This window comes from Flavobacterium sp. FG19 (assembly GCF_057809475.1).
Map to the genome: position 1 here is coordinate 216,097 of NZ_JBMDKA010000003.1, position 18,114 is coordinate 234,210.

The following is an 18,114-nucleotide window of genomic DNA, read 5'->3' on the forward strand; positions in this document are numbered from 1 at the left end:
ACGTTTACAATAATTGTAAATTTTAATCCGTAATATCTTTTACAAGATGGTTTTGTTTGTCCAATATCCCCAACAAAAATCTAAAGCACATACTCGTCTTTAGGAAGCATACTTTAACAGCCGGAAGTTTTTGTAAAAGATCTTGCATTTAAATCCAAGTGCTATGCAATCACTCAATACAATCATTGCGCAAATCCGTACCAAGGAAGATCAGGTTTCACAGCAAACTTCACATTTAATTGATGAGGCTTACCAAATGACGCTCTACTTAGAAGATCTCCTGCAGGCTACACAGGCCCACATTTTAAAAGAAGGTTTTAAAGACGCAGAAGAGGAAATTGAGTTCTTCCGTGATATAAAACCACAGATCTTAGGTCAGCTGATTTACTACAACAAGGTATTTAGAATCGAAACATTATGCCCTGTGAAAGATGGCAAGATGTATCAAAAATTTTTTATGAGGCAGCTACAGGAGCTCAAGACCGATTTTGAAAAACATATTTGCGGTTCTCATTTTTATCGCTATTACAGGTCGGGAAGAAACGATCGCGATGCCGAATACTTCCTTCGTGGAAACATCAATTACAGGGATGGGCTCAACAGCTATGTCTTTGAACTGGACCAACGGTTTTCTACCTACTATGATTCTAAACTGGCGCGGATTTTAGCAAATGAACTTATTTACAATTATCTGGTGACAAAGATAAATCCGGAAGAAACTTCCGGCTCTTTTATGCATAATTCTGAGTCAACAAAAGACATTTTTTGGACAGATTCAAAAAATGCACTCATCGAACTTATTTATGCCCTGTATGCTTCTGGGGTAATATCACATGGCAAGATAGGGATTCGGAAAATAACGTTGGTCTTCCAAATACTTTTTCGCATGCCCCTGGGCGATATACATCATTCTTTCCACCGGATGAAGGACAGGGCAGGCACAAGGACCTCTTTCCTTGACCATCTGAAATTGTCTTTGGAACAGTATATGGATAAAGGGTTATAAGTTTAGTAACCTTGCGATTTGAAGCAGTGCAGGCAGCACTGCTTTTTTGTACCCATAAATGCCAATTGGCAAATCTGAAAATTCATCAAATCCTTATCTCAAAATTGTTTAAAACTGATATTTCTTTATGGTTTTAGTCCATTTCTCTATAATATAAACCACTTGCCAATGGGCAAGGCTTGGCAGAATATTTTTTTTTCTACTATCAATTTTGTGGTGCCGAACGCAAAAAGAATTGATTATGAATATAGATAGACTGGAATTTATGGCATGGATGGAACGCATCATGGAGCGCTTCGACATCCTAATGGAATTAACAAGCAAAAACAACCAGCATACTATTGTCGACGGGGAAGAACTGCTGGATAATCAGGATATCTTGCAGATGCTGAAGATAAGTCCTCGATCCCTGCAACGCTACCGCTCATCCAGCAAGCTTCCCTACTATACTATTAGTGGCAAGATTTATTACAAACTTTCAGACGTTAACCAGTTCGTCAGGGATAGTTTTAAAACCCGTATACCCATAAAAAAAGCCAACAGGTGAAAAATAGTGCCAGCTGATGCCAGATAGGACAACACGCAGCAGGCCGTTTCTACTTTTGGTACTAACTTAAAAATTTCAGACTATGAGCGAACAAACTTTAGATAAGCCCAAATCCCCAGAGCAATTATCGGAGATCCTATTGGTGCTCGATAAAGAGAAAAAGAAAATTCAGGCTGTCAAGGGCATTGATGAAAATGGCAGGCTGGAAACCATTGCTCCAACCAAGAAAAATCAAAATCAGTTTATGCGGGTGGACAAGCAGGGTGATTTCTTATCAAACTTTTTCTCCAATTTTTTCAGCCAGCTTAAGAACCCTACCAGATTCTCACTTTTCAAGGTTCCAGAACATTTGGCTGTAAATATGGCCAAGCAAATTCAGAAGCAGGTTGATAATCCGACGCCTGAAGGCGAGCGATTAATGAAACAGCATGAGGTAAAGAACGAATTACAAGAAAATAATAAACAGGAAAATAAAAATAATATGGAAACAACACAAACAACACCGGATGTTAATGGGTATCGTTACAAAGCAGAACAGATCGATTGGGAAACCATGAATAACCTGGGACTCGGCAAAGAGAAACTTGAAAAACTGAATCTTCTGGATCCGCTTTTAAAAGGCTACAAGACCAATGAGCTTGTCCCTGTGAGCCTTAACCTAGGGACTGCTGTCACTCGTATGGATGCGCGCTTATCACTGCAGCAAAATGATAGCGGGCAGGTTGTGGTAGCCATTCATGGTATCCGAAAAGAGCCTAACCTGAACTATCCTTTTTTCGGACATGAGTTCAGCAAAGAAGATAAAGAGAACCTGCTTAAAACAGGAAATATGGGGCGCGTGGTAGATTTGACCAATACCAAAACCGGGGAAACCCTTCCCTCTATCGTGAGCGTGGACAGGCTGACCAATGAGCTGGTGGCACTTCGTACTGATTTTATGAAAATTCCCGATGAGATCAAAGGGGTAAAACTTAATGAAGAACAAAAGCAAACCTTGCTGGAAGGCAGGCCCCTTCATTTAGAGGGAATGATATCCGCGAAGGGAACTGCATTCGATGCGACGGTACAATACAATGCTGATAAGCGCTTTACAGAGTTTTTGTTTGACAGGACCGCGTCTAACAAACAAGAGGTGATTCCCCAAGGACAGTCGCAGGAAGCCCCGAAAACATTCAGAGGTAAAGAACTGGACAACGAACAGCATCAAAAGTTCAAAGACGGACAGACCGTTTATGTAAGTGGATTGGTAGATAAGAAAGGCAAAGAATACAACGGCTACATAACCTTTAATGCACAAAGTGGTAAAACGGATTTCTCTTTCCAAAATCCGGATAAGATTAAAGAACAGGCAATCCCTGCTGAATCCCACAAGACTCAGACGGCAGTCAATTCACAAGGCAAAACCAACGAGGCAACCAGGAATGTCAAAGAGCGTTTGGAATCTGGCCAAACAAATCCCAACAACAGAAAACAACAGGAACAAGAGGAAGCTCCCGACGCACCTGCCAAATCGAAAGGACGTAAAATGTAAGATGTATGAAAACAATAATTGCAGAAAAGCCAAGCGTAGCAAGGGAAATAGCCTCCCTTTTAGGGGTCACGGAAAAGCATGATGGGTACTTAAAGGGGAATGGATATTTCGTTACTTGGGCATTGGGCCATCTAGTATCATTGGGTATGCCTGAGGACTACGGTATTTCAGGGTTTGAAAGAACATCTTTGCCGATATTGCCTAATCCATTTTTATTGACTGTTAGAAAAGTAAAGACGAACAAAGGCTATAATACCGATACGGGTGCATTAAAGCAACTGAAAGTTATCGAACAGCTTTTTAACAGCTGTAATAGTATTGTCGCAGCTACCGATGCAGGTCGAGAAGGCGAATTGATATTTCGCTATATCTACGAATATCTGAACTGCAACAAACCCTTTGAACGGCTTTGGATAAGCTCCCTTACTGAAAAAGCCATCAAACAGGGTTTTGATAATCTCAAGGATGGAGCATCATTCGACGGATTGTTTCAAGCTGCACAAGCCAGGAGCCGTGCTGACTGGCTTGTTGGCATTAATGCTTCACAGGCAATGTCCATAGCCGCAGGCGACAGCATTTATTCGCTGGGAAGAGTACAAACACCTACACTTGCTCTTATATGCAGGCGATATCTTGAAAACAAAGAATTCTCAGTTCAGAAATATTATCAGATAGAGCTGTCTACTACAAAAAATTACACAGTCTTTAAAAGCCTTTCTAAAAGCAAATGGGAAGATAACAAGGTTGCAGAAGAAGTTTTAAAAGCGATCGAAAGAAATGGTAATACTGCCACAATTATATCTCTCAACACAAAAAACGTCAGCGAACAACCGCCTTTATTGTTTGACCTTACAGGATTGCAAAAAGAGGCAAATAAAAAACTGAACCTGTCTGCCGAAGAAACCCTGAACATTGCCCAAAGCCTTTATGAAAAGAAATTTATTACCTATCCACGAACTGGAAGCAAATATATTCCAGAAGATGTGTGGATTGAAATACCTAATCTTGTGAGAGCTTTGCAAGACAAAGACAACTGCAAGCCGGCTGTTTCAAAGATGAAATGGGGACTTTTCAATAAACGAATTGTGAATGATTTGCGTGTTACCGACCATCACGGCTTATTGATTACAGAGAAAATCCCATCTTCACTACCTGCCAAAGAAAGTGCTGTTTATGATATGATTGCCTTTCGCCTGCTCGAAGCACTTTCCCAACCCTGCATTAAAGAGATTACTGATGCTGATCTACAAGCATCTCATTACGATTTTACAGCAAAAGGCTGTAAGATTTTAGAAGCTGGATGGCGTTCCGTTAAAGGTAATTTCTCTGATGATGAGACTGAAGTTTTACAGGATCTACCCGAACTGAATAAGAATGATGAGCTAAAAATAAAAGAAGCTTTCGTCCTCGAAAAGAAAACCAAACCACCTGTACTTTATACCGAAGCGGGGCTTTTATCGGTTATGGAAAGTGCAGGAAAAGAAATCAAAAATGAAGATGAACGTAAGGCATTGCTAAATATTGGTCTTGGCACACCTGCTACAAGGGCTGCCATAATCGAAACGCTTTTTACCCGAAATTATGTCCAGCGGGAAAAGAAATCTTTAATCCCAACCGAAAAGGGATTACAGGTTTATGATTTAGTTAAACACAGGAGAATTGCAGATGTGGTAATGACTGCCGAATGGGAATTGGCTTTGCAAAAAATCGAAAATAATGAACGGGATGCAGTAGCATTTCAAAAGGAAATGGAAAACTACGCTTCATCTATTACCAATGAATTGTTGCAAACTTCAGTTCCCGCCCACGATCTTCCAAAGCTGGTCTGTCCTAAATGTAAAGTCCAAAATTTGCTTCTACGTGATAAAATTGTGAAATGTCCTGACGAATCTTGCAACTGGGTACAATTCCGCAATGTTTGTAGCGTACAAATCAGCTTGGCGGATATTCAAGACCTTGTTAATAAAGGAAAAACCTCCCTTATTAAAGCAATGAAAAGCAAATCTGGAAAAAAATTCGATGCTTATATCGTTTTGAATGGAGATTATAAAACTTCTTTTGAATTTGAAAACAACAAAAGCTACAAAAAGTAATGGAAAACAAGCCTATAATCAGCACCAGTGAAATTAGAAATCTGATTTATTCCCTAAGAGGAAAGCAAGTGATGATGGACAGCGACCTCGCTTCTCTATATCAGGTAGAAACAAAAAACCTTAATAAAGCCGTTAAAAGAAATATTGAAAGATTTCCTGTCTCTTTTTGCTTTCAACTGACCGAAGAGGAACTTGAAAACCTGAGGTTCCAATCTGGAACCTCAGGTTCGGGTTACGGCGGAAGAAGATATCTCCCTTATGTTTTTACTGAACAAGGGGTTGCAATGGTTTCTGCAGTATTGCGTTCCGAAATTGCCGTTAAAATCAGTGTTGAAATTATGGAAGCATTTGTAGAAATGCGCAGGATGCTTATCAGCAATGCAGCTCTTTTTCATCGTTTGGATAAGATTGAACTGAAACAACTAGAAGCCGACCAAAAAATCGAAGATATTTTTAAGGCTTTGGAAAGCGATAAGCTCCATAGCGAAAAAGGAATTTTCTATAACGGGCAGGTGTTTGATGCCTATTCCTTTGTTTCCGATATTATTCGAAGTGCAGCAAACTCCATTATCCTTATGGATAATTATGCAGACGATACGGTGCTGACCTTACTGGGAAAACGCAGGGACAACGTAACTGCAGTTATCTATACCAAAAACATCAGCAGTCAGCTGCGTCTGGACTCGCAAAGATACAACGCTCAGTATCCTAACATTGAAATCGAGATTTTCCCCGATGCTCACGATCGATTTCTGATAATTGACAGAACAGAACTTTATCATATCGGGGCGTCTCTGAAAGATCTGGGAAAAAAATGGTTTGCGTTTTCCAGAATGGACATCGAAGTGGGCAGGATGCTGCAAAACCTCAACCTATAACTAGGTGATAAGACCCTATTCATTATAAGGGGATCATTTATCGTTATATTCCTCTTCACATTTTTCGCATATTGAATTTCCTTCCAAATCTACAAACTCGTTGCCACAAGATCCGCAGGCGACCAGCCTGTTATCTATCAGTTTTAATGTGTACTCTGAAAACCCATCAGAAGAAAATTCAGCCTCGCGTTTGAAAAACAATCCGCAGCCGCCTTCACATTCTTTCTTTTCATCCGAGCCGAATTCTGGGAAACTATTCACCGAATAGCACTTGGGACAGCGGATGTGCAGGGTGCTACACCAGTCACAGCTTCCGGAGATTACCGTAGAATATTTTCCGTTAACATGATTATGCGGGAATTCATTCTCTATTTCATGTTTTCCCCAGTTGTGCACATAGTTTCCCACACCCTCGCTATTGCCGTCACATTCCTCACACGTTACAAAGTCTTCATGATAGTCATCTTCAAAAAAATCAATAGTAAAATAAAAGGTTTCAATTAACTCTCCGCCTTCTATTTCAACTGAGTCGTTATTATGGGAACCTTTTGGATATTCCCAAAGTTCAAACGATGCACTGATTTCATTTCCGCATTCACATTCGAAAGACTCTAAAGCCTGATAATGGTTTTCATCTCCCAAACTCCTTTTGGTAGTTTCAATGCAATCGAAATCCAGATCAAATTCAGATTTATGATAGCTATGGATATTCCCGCAATTGTTGCACTTAAACTTTAGATAATTGCCCTTTACGTTTTTTGTGTTTACATATTGGGAAATGTTTTGTATAGTCTGTTCCGGAATATCTGATTTCAGATATTCCTTGGCGTGAAACAGGAACTGCGGCAGGTTATACATCCAGAACTCAGTTTTGGAAAAGTCATAAATTTCTTTGATCAATTCTTCCCTCGGGGCTAATATTCTATCTTCACCATTTTTTTTATCAAGATAGCACCAGTCCTCATCCTTTTTTATATCGTTAGTGATAAAGATAATAGGAGCACCATTTTCCTTAGAATACTCAAGAATCTGTTTCCAGATGATCAGATCGCCAAAAATCTGCGTTCCTTTTTTTTCTCTTTTAAAATGATCTCCATAACCAGGAGGTATTTTGAACTCGTAGCGGTGTTTCCCCTCTACGGAAATTTCCATAATTTTTTCGTATGAGAATTCTTTTCCAACAGAAAAATGTAACTTGATGGCTTTCAATACATCATCATCCAGTCTCACATTCAATATCTCTTGCTCGGCATCTTTAATTTGAAGCAGAATATTGTCTTCAAATTTTTTAAGTTCTTTCTCAAAAGATTCAATTTGGGTCTTTATTTCTACAATATGTGTCTGCTCAATATGGGGATGTTTATCATCCTTTATGGTCTGTCGGGAAATATCATCTACACGCTTTTGTATTTCTTTTATAAACGAGGGTTTAACCTTGCATATCTCATCTTTTAGGACATTATAACTGTCAGAAAGTTTAGGTATTATTTTCTCCCTGTTCTTTAAAAACTCGTATTCAACATGAGCGGGTATCCAAAGCCTGTTTTCAAGATGCGTAAAAGTTTGAGAGTAAATATTTTCTCTGGTCTTTGTAGGCAGGTAATAGAAATCCAGCAATGAAGATGAATCAAATACAAATACAGCTGTTTCCCACAGTCTTACTTCTTTCTCGTTATCAATTTGGTATAATTTTATTTTTTCTTCGTCCATATTCTTTTCAATAATTTGAAAATTACTTTCCATCCTTTCTGGTTTGATTAACCAAAAATACTAATTATAATCTAACAGCACTTTATTGATTGAACATTGATTTTAAAATTGAAATTTTACTAAAAAGTACGCCAATTCCCGCCACACAAAGCCAAAGAATTCAACCTGCGTACAGGTTAATGAATACTGCTATAATTTTAGGTTTCATGCCAATTCTAAACAAAATTATAGTATGGATACACAGCAAAAAGAACTATCGTATTTCAGATTACGACTGCAAGAATTATTAAATACCAGTTTCCCCGAAAAAGCAAACAACCAAAAATTTATTGAGCAGCGATCTTCTTGGGCTGCCAATGCTTACGAAGGTGCTTTCCAATCGGGCAATCCAATTGAAAAATGCAATGAAATAGCCAATTACATACTTTTTGAAGGATTGTATTTTTCCAAATTCGATACCGTCTTTCAGGTGGTATGCAATGAGTTTGATACCTTAATGGCAGATGAAGAACTGCGACCGTTCGCCCTTAGAATGTTCATGATTTGCTTACCGGTTTTTGAAGGTTACGAAATAACAGATGACTTCGCTTACAGCACAGAATTTGACCTCCTCTATACTGAACTGACCGGGACCATCGCAATATGGATTGAAAAAAATGGGCTTCAGTAAAAAGCAACATCTCCAGCAGAACATTGACGCCCTCCGTATTGCCTTCAAACTTGAAAAAGAGAAACGAGTGGCCACCGTCGGAGAAAGACTGCTAATGATGCAATACAGCGGATTTGGCGGTCTTAAATTCGTGCTGAATCCCGTTTCAACTGAAACAGACGTTAATAATTGGAAGAAGACAGAGCATGACCTTTTCCCGATTACGCAGGAACTTCACCAGCTTCTCAAAGAAAATTCAGAAGACGACAAACAATACCGCAGGTATGTGGATAGTATGAAAAGCTCTGTACTGACGGCTTTTTATACACCGCCACAGGTCATTGATGCTATTTCATCCGCCTTGCATGAAAGCGGTCTGCACATTGATAAATTCCTTGAACCATCAGCAGGAATTGGTTCATTCATACATTCCTTTCGAGAAAATCAAAAAGCCAGTTTCACTGCTTATGAAAAGGATCTGCTGACGGGCAAAATTTTAAAACAGCTTTATCCGGAAAGTAACATCCGAATAAATGGTTTTGAAGAAATCCCCGAAAAGGAACAAAACAGCTATGATGTAGTTGCCAGCAATATTCCTTTTGGCGATACTTCCGTATTTGACCTTTCCTATTCCAGAGGCAAAGACACAGCTAAAGTGCAGGCAGCGCGAAGCATACACAATTACTTCTTTCTGAAAGGTGCTGAAATGCTGCGTGATGGCGGTTTGCTGGCCTACATTACTTCACAAGGTATTCTGAACAGCCCGAAAAACGAACTTATACGCAGGGCACTGATGCAGGATAATCATTTGGTTTCCGCAATACGACTGCCCAACAATCTTTTTACCGAATATGCAGGTACAGAAGTTGGAAGCGACCTGATCATCCTGCAAAAAAATACGCTAAAGCAAAGTCTGACCGAAGTAGAAGAACTGTTTTGCCAAAGCAGGGGAACGGAATTCAAAACGCCTGGAAATGCTCTTTTTCAAGACAGCACAAGGATCGTGCATACCGATCAGAAATTAGATACTGACCCTTACGGGCAACCTGCCTTGATTTATACACACAGGGGCGGCATTGCAGGAATCGCAAACGATCTCAAAGAAATGCTTTCAGAAGATCTTAGGAATCATTTGAATTTAGGTCTGTACAAAAGCGAACAGGACGATAAGCTTTTGCTAATTCCGACAACCACGCCGTTAATAGAACCTGCAACTATACCACCAGAAATACAATCTTTACCTGTTCCGAAAATCCATCAAGAACGCCAACAGGAATCAAAGCAACTGAGTATTTTCGACTTATTCGAAAATGCGGACGATACTCCAACGGTCATTGTAACGCCTAAAACAACTGTACGGGCAAAAAGGCATAATATTAAAAAAAGCAGTATTGCAAACGGGCATCAAACCAGCCTGCTCAATAGTTTGATGCCGCAATCTTCTTTAACTCCTGTTGCTGGTGCAAACGCATCAAATGATAGCAAAAAAAAGGAAGTTACTGGCGATCTGTTTTCGAGTTTCGATGAGAATGTCTACACTGGCAAGCCAGTTGCTGCTGATATTATTCCAGAACCAATGCCGTTTAGCGGCAAACTGCAATTCTTTCACCGCGAGGATTGCCTTGTGGTTGATAACGGCTGGGTAGGTTATTTGCAAGATGTAGACCAATCAGATGGTAAAGCTGTTTTCAATGCTTTGCAATTACCTCCTTTGCAAAAATCGAGAGCAGAAGCATATATTGCTGTGCGTGATATTTATCAGGAGCTTTACGACAATGAAGCAAAGTTTCAGATTGAATACAAGGAAGAACGGGAAACACTCAACCGCTTATACGAAACCTTTGTCAAAAGATATGGCAATCTGAATAGTGCCGATAATATCAAACTCATTAAAACAGATAGTTCTGGTAAGGAAATCCCATACTTAGAGCGAGTTGTTGGCGGCATTGTACATAAAGCCGATATATTCAGGCAACCTGTAAGTTTTTCAACTATAAACAGAGCAGCAGATAATCCTGAAGAAGCACTCGCGGCTTCTCTGAACAAGTACGGCAGAGTGGATTTGGACTATATGTCGGAGGTTAGCGGTATCTCCGACAACGTTTTAAAAGAAGCTTTGCACGGTCGTATTTACTACAATCCACTGCAAAAAGAATACGAAATAAGCGAACGCTGGATCTCGGGCAACGTAGTGGAAAAGACCGAGGAAGTCAGAACCTATCTCGAAAGCAATCCAGATGATGTGGAAGCCAAAGCCAGCCTTGCTGTTTTGGAAAAAGCACGGCCAATACGTATCGAATTTGAAGAGCTTGATTTTAATTTGGGTGAACGCTGGATACCCACAGACATTTATGCCCGCTTTGCTTCGTACCTTTTTGATACCGATGTAACGATCCATTACTCTGAAAGCTCAGATGATTTTTCGGTAAAATGCGACCAAAAGAATTTGCATATATGGGAGAAATATGCTGTCAAAGCTGAAAGCCGGACCTTTGACGGGATTGCCCTGCTCAAACACGCCCTTGTCAATACAACGCCCGACATTACCAAAAAAGTAATGGTTGGCGATCAGGAGATCAAGGTAAGGGATATGGAAGCCATCCAAATGGCCAACACCAAGATTGATGAGATCCGTACCTCCTTTACCGATTGGCTGCACGCCCAAAACGACGACTTCAAAAACAGGCTGACCAACCAATACAACAATACTTTTAACTGTTTCGTCCGACCAAACTATGACGGAAGCCATCAGGATTTTCCAGGGCTGGACCGAAAAGCATTAGGCATCGAAGACCTGTATACGAGCCAGAAAGACACCGTTTGGATGATAAAGCTGAACAACGGTGCTATCTGCGACCACGAAGTTGGTGCAGGAAAAACTCTGGTAATGTGTACAGCAGCACATGAAATGAAGCGACTGGGATTGGCCCATAAACCGATGATTATCGGGCTGAAAAGCAATGTTCACGAAATTGCCGAAGCTTACAGGACGGCTTATCCTCACGCTAAAATCCTGTTTCCGGGCAAAGAAGATTTTACGCCTCAAAAACGCCTGAGGATTTTCGGTGATATTAAAAACAATGACTGGGATTGCGTAATACTCACACACGACCAATTCGGTATGATACCGCAGTCGCCTGAAATACAAAAGGAAATTCTTCAAATCGAATTGGACAGTGTAGAGCGAAACCTCGACGCGCTGCAATCCCAAGGTAAAGAAGTTACCAGAGGAATGCTTGCCGGAGTAATCAAGCGGAAAGAGAATCTTGAGGTCAAGCTCAAAACGCTGCAGCACGATATTGAAAATCGTAAAGATGATGTGGTTGATTTTAAAATGATGGGAATTGATCATTTATTTGTGGACGAGAGCCATCAATATAAAAACCTGATGTTTAATACACGACATACACGGGTTGCAGGATTGGGCAACGTGGACGGAAGCCAAAAGGCAATGAACCTTTTGTTTGCTATCCGTACTATACAGGAACGCATCAATGCTGATATGGGAGCAACCTTTCTTTCAGGTACAACAATCAGCAATTCATTAACTGAGCTCTACCTTCTGTTCAAATACCTGCGGCCTCGAGCAATGGAAAAACAAGGCATTCACTCTTTTGATTCCTGGGCGGCTATCTATGCAAGGAAAACGACCGATTATGAATTTTCTGTGGCTAACAATATAGTAGCCAAGGAACGTTTCCGATACTTTATCAAAGTGCCGGAGCTGGCACAGTTTTACTCAGAAATCACGGATTACCGTACGGCTAAGGATATCGGCATTGACCGACCTAATAAGAAGGAGGTTTTATATAACATACCTCCAACTCCGGACCAGTCAGCATTTATTGAAAAATTGATGGATTTTGCAAAAACAGGAAATGGCGAACTGCTTGGAAGACCGCCGTTGTCGCAAAGCGAAGAAAAAGCTAAGATGCTTATCGCTACGGACTATGCCCGAAAGATGTCGCTCGATATGCGCATGGTAAGCGGCAGGTACCAAGACCACCCTGATAACAAGGCTTCGCATTGTGCGGCTGGCATTGCCAAGTATTATAATCTATACAATGCCCAGAAAGGAACGCAGTTTGTTTTCTCCGATCTGGGAACCTACAAACCGGGCGAATGGAATGTATATTCCGAAATAAAGCGCAAGCTCGTGGAAGACCACAATATACCGGCAAACGAAGTCAGGTTTATACAGGAAGCCAAGACTGACAAGCAGCGCAAGGAACTTATCAAGGGAATGAACGAGGGGAAGATCCGGGTGCTGTTCGGTTCTACAAGTATGCTGGGTACGGGTGTCAACGCGCAGAAAAGAGCTGTTGCCGTTCATCATCTGGATACGCCATGGCGACCAAGTGACCTTGCCCAAAGGGACGGCCGTGCAGTCCGAAAAGGCAATGAGATTGCTAAGTTCTTTGCAGATAATAAAGTAGATGTCATTATCTATGCAGTAGAGAAATCATTGGACAGCTATAAGTTTAACCTGCTGTACAATAAACAGCTATTTATTGACCAGTTAAAAAACAACAATTTAGGGAAGAGAACGATTGACGAAGGCAGTATGGACGAAAAATCGGGAATGAATTTTTCAGAATATGTGGCTATCCTTTCGGGAAATACCGACCTTTTGGATAAAGCCAAACTGGAAAAACAGATTGCCGGCTTGGAGAGTGAAAAACAGGCATTTAACCGATCTAAGTTCAGTGCCAAATACAAGCTGCAGGATTTTACGGAAATACTTGAAAGTGCCCGATCCCGTTTTAACCGGATGACCCTTGATTGGGGAAATTTACAGCAACGCATAAAAAAATGTTCGGATGGTACTATCGAAAATCCGGTGAGATTATCCGGTTTACCGTCCAATGCTGATATCAAACAAATCGGTGAAAAGCTCAAGGATCTTGCAGAAAAAGCCCGTACTGGAGGTCAGTATGAAGAAATCGGTACCTTGTACGGTTTTACACTTTTGGTCAAAACCGAAATGTCCGAAAAAGAGGGTGTGGATATTCGAGTAAACCGATTTTTGATACAAGGTGAGGGCAATATTAAATATACCTACAACAACGGCTTAATCGCTAAAGACGAAAAGCTCGCTGTTATGAACTTCCTTAGCGCACTGGAGAAATTACCAGGCTATATAGAGCAGGAAAAAAAGAAGATCAATGAAATACAAAAAGACCTGCCTGTTCTTCAGGAAGTGATAAACGGCATGTGGTCCAAGGAAGGACGATTGAGTGAACTTAAAACGGAACTTGCTGCTGTCGACAGAAAAATACAACTATCTATAGTTCCCGAAAATAAGGAGCAAATAGAAACAATTGAAACCGATGGTATTGAGGTGGAGCAACGATCTTCTGCACGCTTAAAGATTTGATAACTGACAATTAGCGACCAAGTAAAATATATAAAGCTAGCCACTGTTAAAAAAGAGTTTTTTTAAATAGTTAACTTACCTAGTGTGGTAAAAATAATAATAAAAACCGATGCCGTTTGCAGTTACATTCCTATTTTTTCCATAACTATAAGTAACTGATTGATTTTTTCTTTACAATCCTCGAAAAAATAGTCATCCTTAATAATGTCGTTTTCCCAAACGTCGAGAGTTAAATTTGTAAAGTAAGAATAAAAGGGCCACCAATTGCTTTCCTTATAAGAACCAACATTTAAGATTTCCAACTCTTCGTGAATTTTCTTTCTAGTCTCATCGGGTACCCTATAAACGTTAGGATTATTACAAAGACCGTAGAAGCACCTATTAGATTCAAAAGTAAATCCTATCCAGTATTGTCCTTGCCAACTCGACTTTGTCAGGTAAAATTTTATAAATGATTCCCCGCTGTATTCAAAATAATATTCCAATCCTTCTTGCAATGCAAATTCTTCCATTTTAGGATTAAAGTGCTTTTTAGAAAGGTAATCATATGTGGCAGTGTAGTTTTCCGAAATTACTTTAGCAGCACGTAAATTTTCTATTTTAGATAGAACTTCGGTGATTTCAGTTTGGTTTTTTATGCTCATATCCTGGTGTGTTAACTGCTTTAAATGATTGATATATTGAATTATTGTTTCTCTTACAATAGGATAGCGTGACGAAATTGCTACACATTCTTCAAGCCATTTAATTATATGATCCTTATACGAAATTGGTAAATAAGATATTCCTTCGCCACTTTGCAAAGATGCTTGATCTCCAAATAGTGTGAGATAGAGTATTTGGTAGCCATTTCTATATATCTGTGCATACTTGTCATATCTTTTTAATTGTTCAGGCTGATCCTTTGCATAAATTTTATTTTCTATTATTATAGCATTATGCTGATTATCCTCGATCAGTATGTCGATACGTCCATGACGTGTTGAATGTTCCGTCCGAATTCTTGCGCTTTCTATATTAAAACTTTTGACCGCAAAGAAATCGCCGAGTGATTCAATAAAACATTTTAATAAATTCGATTTGAGACCATGTGTTCCGACAGGGTTTAAAAACTCAGAAATAATTGCAGAATGAGTGTTTTCATAATGATTTACCCCGCATATCTGAAACATATTAAATCGACCGCCAGTTGCGTCTAAAATTTCTGTATTTTTTTTGTTTATAACTGTGACTTGATTTAACAAGTTTACTATATCCATAGAATATTATTTTTCAGGTAAACTTAATGTCCAACTAGCTGCGCAGTTGGATTCCATGCTGCCTAACACCAAAGAATATTTACAAAATGTAATTACTAATTCATTTTGGAATTGCTCATTAAGTTTATCTGTTTATTTTGCTGCTAAATATACCTTTTTTATAAATACTTAAAAAAACATTATTATAAGATAATCGGTTAGCCAGTTTATAAACTGTGGGATTAATTGCTTTATTTATCCGTCTTACGACTATCCTTTGGCACTAAATGCTGTAAGTCGGGATTATTCTTGATACGTTCCAATTCGGTTTCGATAACCAGTAAAATATCTTTCTTTATCTGCCGGTAATTTCCCTCTATCTCCTGTTTCATATTGTCTTTTCCGTTTTCGTCAGTAAAAGATAAGATTTCCGGTATTTTTTGATACGCTTTAGTTTCGGAAGCAACCATTTCATTATCCACTACAATTTCAGCATGAAAGATTTTCTGTTCGATGCGTTCATCAAAATTGTCCGATACAGCTCCAACAAAAAAACCCTGCGTCAGGGTGGATATTTTAGAAGCAGGTATAAGGCTGTCCAATTGGGTAGATATTGAAGTTGATGTATCGTTGCGGTTGATGCTCATACTCTGCCTTTTCTGCAATACTTTCCCAAATCGTTCCGAAAGGCTTTTTGCAGTTTCGCCAACAACCTGGCCGCTAAAAATATTACCTACTGTGTTCTGGATTACCTTGCTTTCCTTGTCTCCATAATCCCTTGTGAGTTGTGAATAATCCTGAAATCCAAGACATACTGCAACTTTATTGCTTCTGGCAGTTGCAATTAGGTTATCCAGCCCACGAAAGTAGATGGTGGGCAGCTCGTCTATTATAACCGAACTCTTCAATTGCCCCTTCTTGTTGATGAGTTTTACAATACGTGAATTGTACAATCCCAATGCTGCGGAATATATGTTTTGTCGGTCGGGATTGTTGCCCACGCATAATATCTTAGGCTCTTTAGGATTGTTAATATCCAATGAAAAATCATCTCCCGTCATCACCCAATAGAGCTGTGGCGAAATCATTCTAGACAGAGGAATTTTTGCAGATGCAATCTGCCCCTGCAGTTGATCCTGTGCGCCTCCCTGCCATGCATCCATAAAAGGCGACAGGTAGTTTTCCAAATCTGGATATGAGGTTAAAATGGTAAATACGTCTGAATATTTTTTATTTAGGAGTTCAATAGCGTGCGGAAAAGTACAATACCTGCCATCGTCATAGATCTTCAGGTACCATATGATGGCTGCTAAAAGTATGATCGGGCTTTCGACAAAGAAATCGCCCTGCTTCTGTATCCACGACCTGTTGAGGTTCAACATTATCGTATATGCTGCTTCGTAAGCATCCGAGATATCTGTCATGAAATCGGGATTAAGGGGATTGCAACGATGGCTCTTGCGTGGGTCGTCAAAGTTGATAACGTAAAACTTAGGCTGTTTTTTGTACTTATCCCGATGCTTCAATAAATGATTGTAGGCAATGGTAGAAAGGTCATCAAATTTGAAATCGTAGATATACATACTAAAACCTTTCTCAATCTGCTGTTTGATGTAATTGTTTACGATTGCATAGGATTTGCCTGAACCTGGAGTACCTAATACGATCGTTGCCCGAAAAGGATTTACTATATTAATCCAGCCATCATTCCATTTTCCTTTGTAATAAAACTTCGTAGGAAGATTGACAGAATATTCGTTTTCCATCAATTTAGTCTCCTGCATAAAACTTTCGTTCTCGTTATTAAAAACATCGTCCATCAGATTGTTGCGGAGCAGGCGGCCCATCCAAACTCCGGCCATCATTAAAGCGATATAGCCTAAACCTGTGGTAAGGATATAAAGGATTGTAGCGGTTAATAATGGTAGCTTTAGCAAAGGGAAATTCAGAAAAAACAGGATAACGCCAATCGCTAAAGCCACATAGATTTTAGACCAGGTTATCTTTTCATTTTTAACTCCCTTAGAACCCAAACAGCTTAATGCCAGCAATACCAAAGCAAACAGCTTGGTATATAGGGTATGCGAAAACAGCCCTGCCGTTCGCTGAAAATTGCCCAATATTTTGTTGATGAGTTCTAACGTCCAGCCACGTTCCATAAAGAAACCATAACAAAACCAATAAAGGTGCATCAGTACCAAAAGGATACTTACTGCCCGCATAAATGCCATAATCTTGGCTAGACCTCTTAAATCGTCTTCACCCTGCATTATTTTTTAGTTTTAATGTTCGGGCGTGAATTTAAAGGCTCTATGGAATGGTTATAAGAATGTGGCAGTCTATGGCTTTGTGTGGCAGTGTTTGGCTTTCAATAATAGGTAGCGTTAACACAAATTTCTATCTTTATACATTGTTAATAAATGTTCAGCTAATGGGAAATAGAGTTTCTTCGGATGTTATAGAAAAGTGGCTTAGTGCTTGGTCATTATCAAGAGAACTCCCATTACCAATAAAGTTTAAATCAGGTTACAAAGTTGATGTTGGTTATGAGAAACAAATGGCTCGTTATGTATTTGCAGAGCTAAATGACGATTTTATTCAACTTACAAAAACTATTAACGAAACTTGGGTATACCTGAAAGTCTGCGCTTCTCCTGAAGCTGTTATAAGTAAAATTTCTGGTAAATGGGTAATTCAACCACAAGGCTACTTGATGTCTTGCGCTTCCCCAATGAATATTCCAAAAATCAGCCTGCCTGATGACTACATAGTAGAGTATGAAAAATATAATTCAACAACACTAATTAAAATTATGACTAAAGACCGGGAACTTGCTTTCAACTGGTCGTATCATTATTGTAGATGATGTCGCCGTTTATGATAGAATTTTAACGGAAGAAAATCATAAGCGAAAAGGTCTGGCAACTTATTTGATTGCAGAGCTTGAACAAATTGCAATATCAAAAAACGTTTGTAAAAATTTCTTGGTAGCAACAGAGCAAGGCAAATTACTTTATCAATCGTTAGGGTGGAAAGTTTGTAGTCTTTATACATCGGTTGTTATTCCGTCTTAGTAAAAGTAAGT

At 39.5% G+C, this 18,114-nt stretch carries 12 protein-coding genes; 9 read left to right on the top strand and 3 right to left on the bottom strand.

Annotated features, from left to right (window positions below; all coding sequences use genetic code 11):
- The first annotated feature begins 163 nt into the window (after positions 1-163).
- The 5 genes from ACODST_RS04615 to ACODST_RS04635 all read left to right on the top strand — a co-directional run bounded on the left by ACODST_RS04615 (position 164) and on the right by ACODST_RS04635 (position 6,055).
- The gene (locus tag ACODST_RS04615) at positions 164-1,006 is read left to right on the top strand and encodes an RteC domain-containing protein (RefSeq protein ID WP_488930936.1); all 843 of its coding nucleotides are present in this window, start codon (positions 164-166) and stop codon (positions 1,004-1,006) included.
- Positions 1,007-1,247: 241 nt separating this feature from the next.
- Positions 1,248-1,553 (top strand): helix-turn-helix domain-containing protein, encoded by a 306-nt coding sequence (locus ACODST_RS04620; protein ID WP_488930937.1) that lies wholly within the window; start codon positions 1,248-1,250, stop codon positions 1,551-1,553.
- Between the two features lie 82 nt (positions 1,554-1,635).
- The gene (locus tag ACODST_RS04625) at positions 1,636-3,084 is read left to right on the top strand and encodes a DUF3945 domain-containing protein (RefSeq protein ID WP_488930938.1); all 1,449 of its coding nucleotides are present in this window, start codon (positions 1,636-1,638) and stop codon (positions 3,082-3,084) included.
- A gap of 5 nt (positions 3,085-3,089) precedes the next feature.
- Positions 3,090-5,177 carry a type IA DNA topoisomerase gene (locus tag ACODST_RS04630; protein WP_488930939.1) on the top strand — a complete coding sequence of 696 codons (2,088 nt, stop codon included), beginning with the start codon at positions 3,090-3,092 and terminating at the stop codon, positions 5,175-5,177.
- Positions 5,177-6,055 (top strand): ORF6N domain-containing protein, encoded by an 879-nt coding sequence (locus ACODST_RS04635; RefSeq protein WP_488930940.1) that lies wholly within the window; start codon positions 5,177-5,179, stop codon positions 6,053-6,055. The genes ACODST_RS04630 and ACODST_RS04635 overlap by 1 nt, the downstream gene beginning before the upstream one ends.
- Before the next feature lie 33 nt (positions 6,056-6,088).
- Here the strand turns inward: ACODST_RS04635 and ACODST_RS04640 are convergent, their stop codons facing one another.
- Positions 6,089-7,798, bottom strand: a complete 1,710-nt coding sequence (locus tag ACODST_RS04640) for a PIN-like domain-containing protein (protein ID WP_488930941.1) — start codon at positions 7,796-7,798, stop codon at positions 6,089-6,091.
- Between the two features lie 199 nt (positions 7,799-7,997).
- Between ACODST_RS04640 and ACODST_RS04645 the strand changes: the two genes are divergently transcribed.
- Both ACODST_RS04645 and ACODST_RS04650 read left to right on the top strand, forming a co-directional pair.
- Entirely contained in the window at positions 7,998-8,435 is a 438-nt protein-coding gene (locus tag ACODST_RS04645; protein WP_488930942.1) for a DUF1896 domain-containing protein, read from the top strand.
- Positions 8,422-13,791 (top strand): N-6 DNA methylase, encoded by a 5,370-nt coding sequence (locus ACODST_RS04650; RefSeq protein WP_488930943.1) that lies wholly within the window; start codon positions 8,422-8,424, stop codon positions 13,789-13,791. The genes ACODST_RS04645 and ACODST_RS04650 overlap by 14 nt, the downstream gene beginning before the upstream one ends.
- A gap of 122 nt (positions 13,792-13,913) precedes the next feature.
- On the opposite strand, the gene ACODST_RS04655 is transcribed toward ACODST_RS04650, so the two are convergent.
- Positions 13,914-15,050 carry a PDDEXK-like family protein gene (locus ACODST_RS04655; RefSeq protein WP_488930944.1) on the bottom strand — a complete coding sequence of 379 codons (1,137 nt, stop codon included), beginning with the start codon at positions 15,048-15,050 and terminating at the stop codon, positions 13,914-13,916.
- A gap of 230 nt (positions 15,051-15,280) precedes the next feature.
- Positions 15,281-17,299 (bottom strand): conjugal transfer protein MobC, encoded by a 2,019-nt coding sequence (gene mobC, locus ACODST_RS04660; protein ID WP_488930945.1) that lies wholly within the window; start codon positions 17,297-17,299, stop codon positions 15,281-15,283.
- Positions 17,300-17,460: 161 nt separating this feature from the next.
- On the opposite strand from mobC, the gene ACODST_RS04665 reads away from it, so the two are divergent.
- On the top strand, positions 17,461-17,895 hold the full coding sequence (locus tag ACODST_RS04665; protein WP_488930946.1) for a hypothetical protein: 435 nt from the start codon (positions 17,461-17,463) through the stop codon (positions 17,893-17,895).
- A complete protein-coding gene (locus ACODST_RS04670) occupies positions 17,861-18,103 on the top strand; it encodes a GNAT family N-acetyltransferase (protein WP_488930947.1) in 243 nt (80 codons plus the stop codon). The genes ACODST_RS04665 and ACODST_RS04670 overlap by 35 nt, the downstream gene beginning before the upstream one ends.
- Positions 18,104-18,114: the final 11 nt, after the last annotated feature.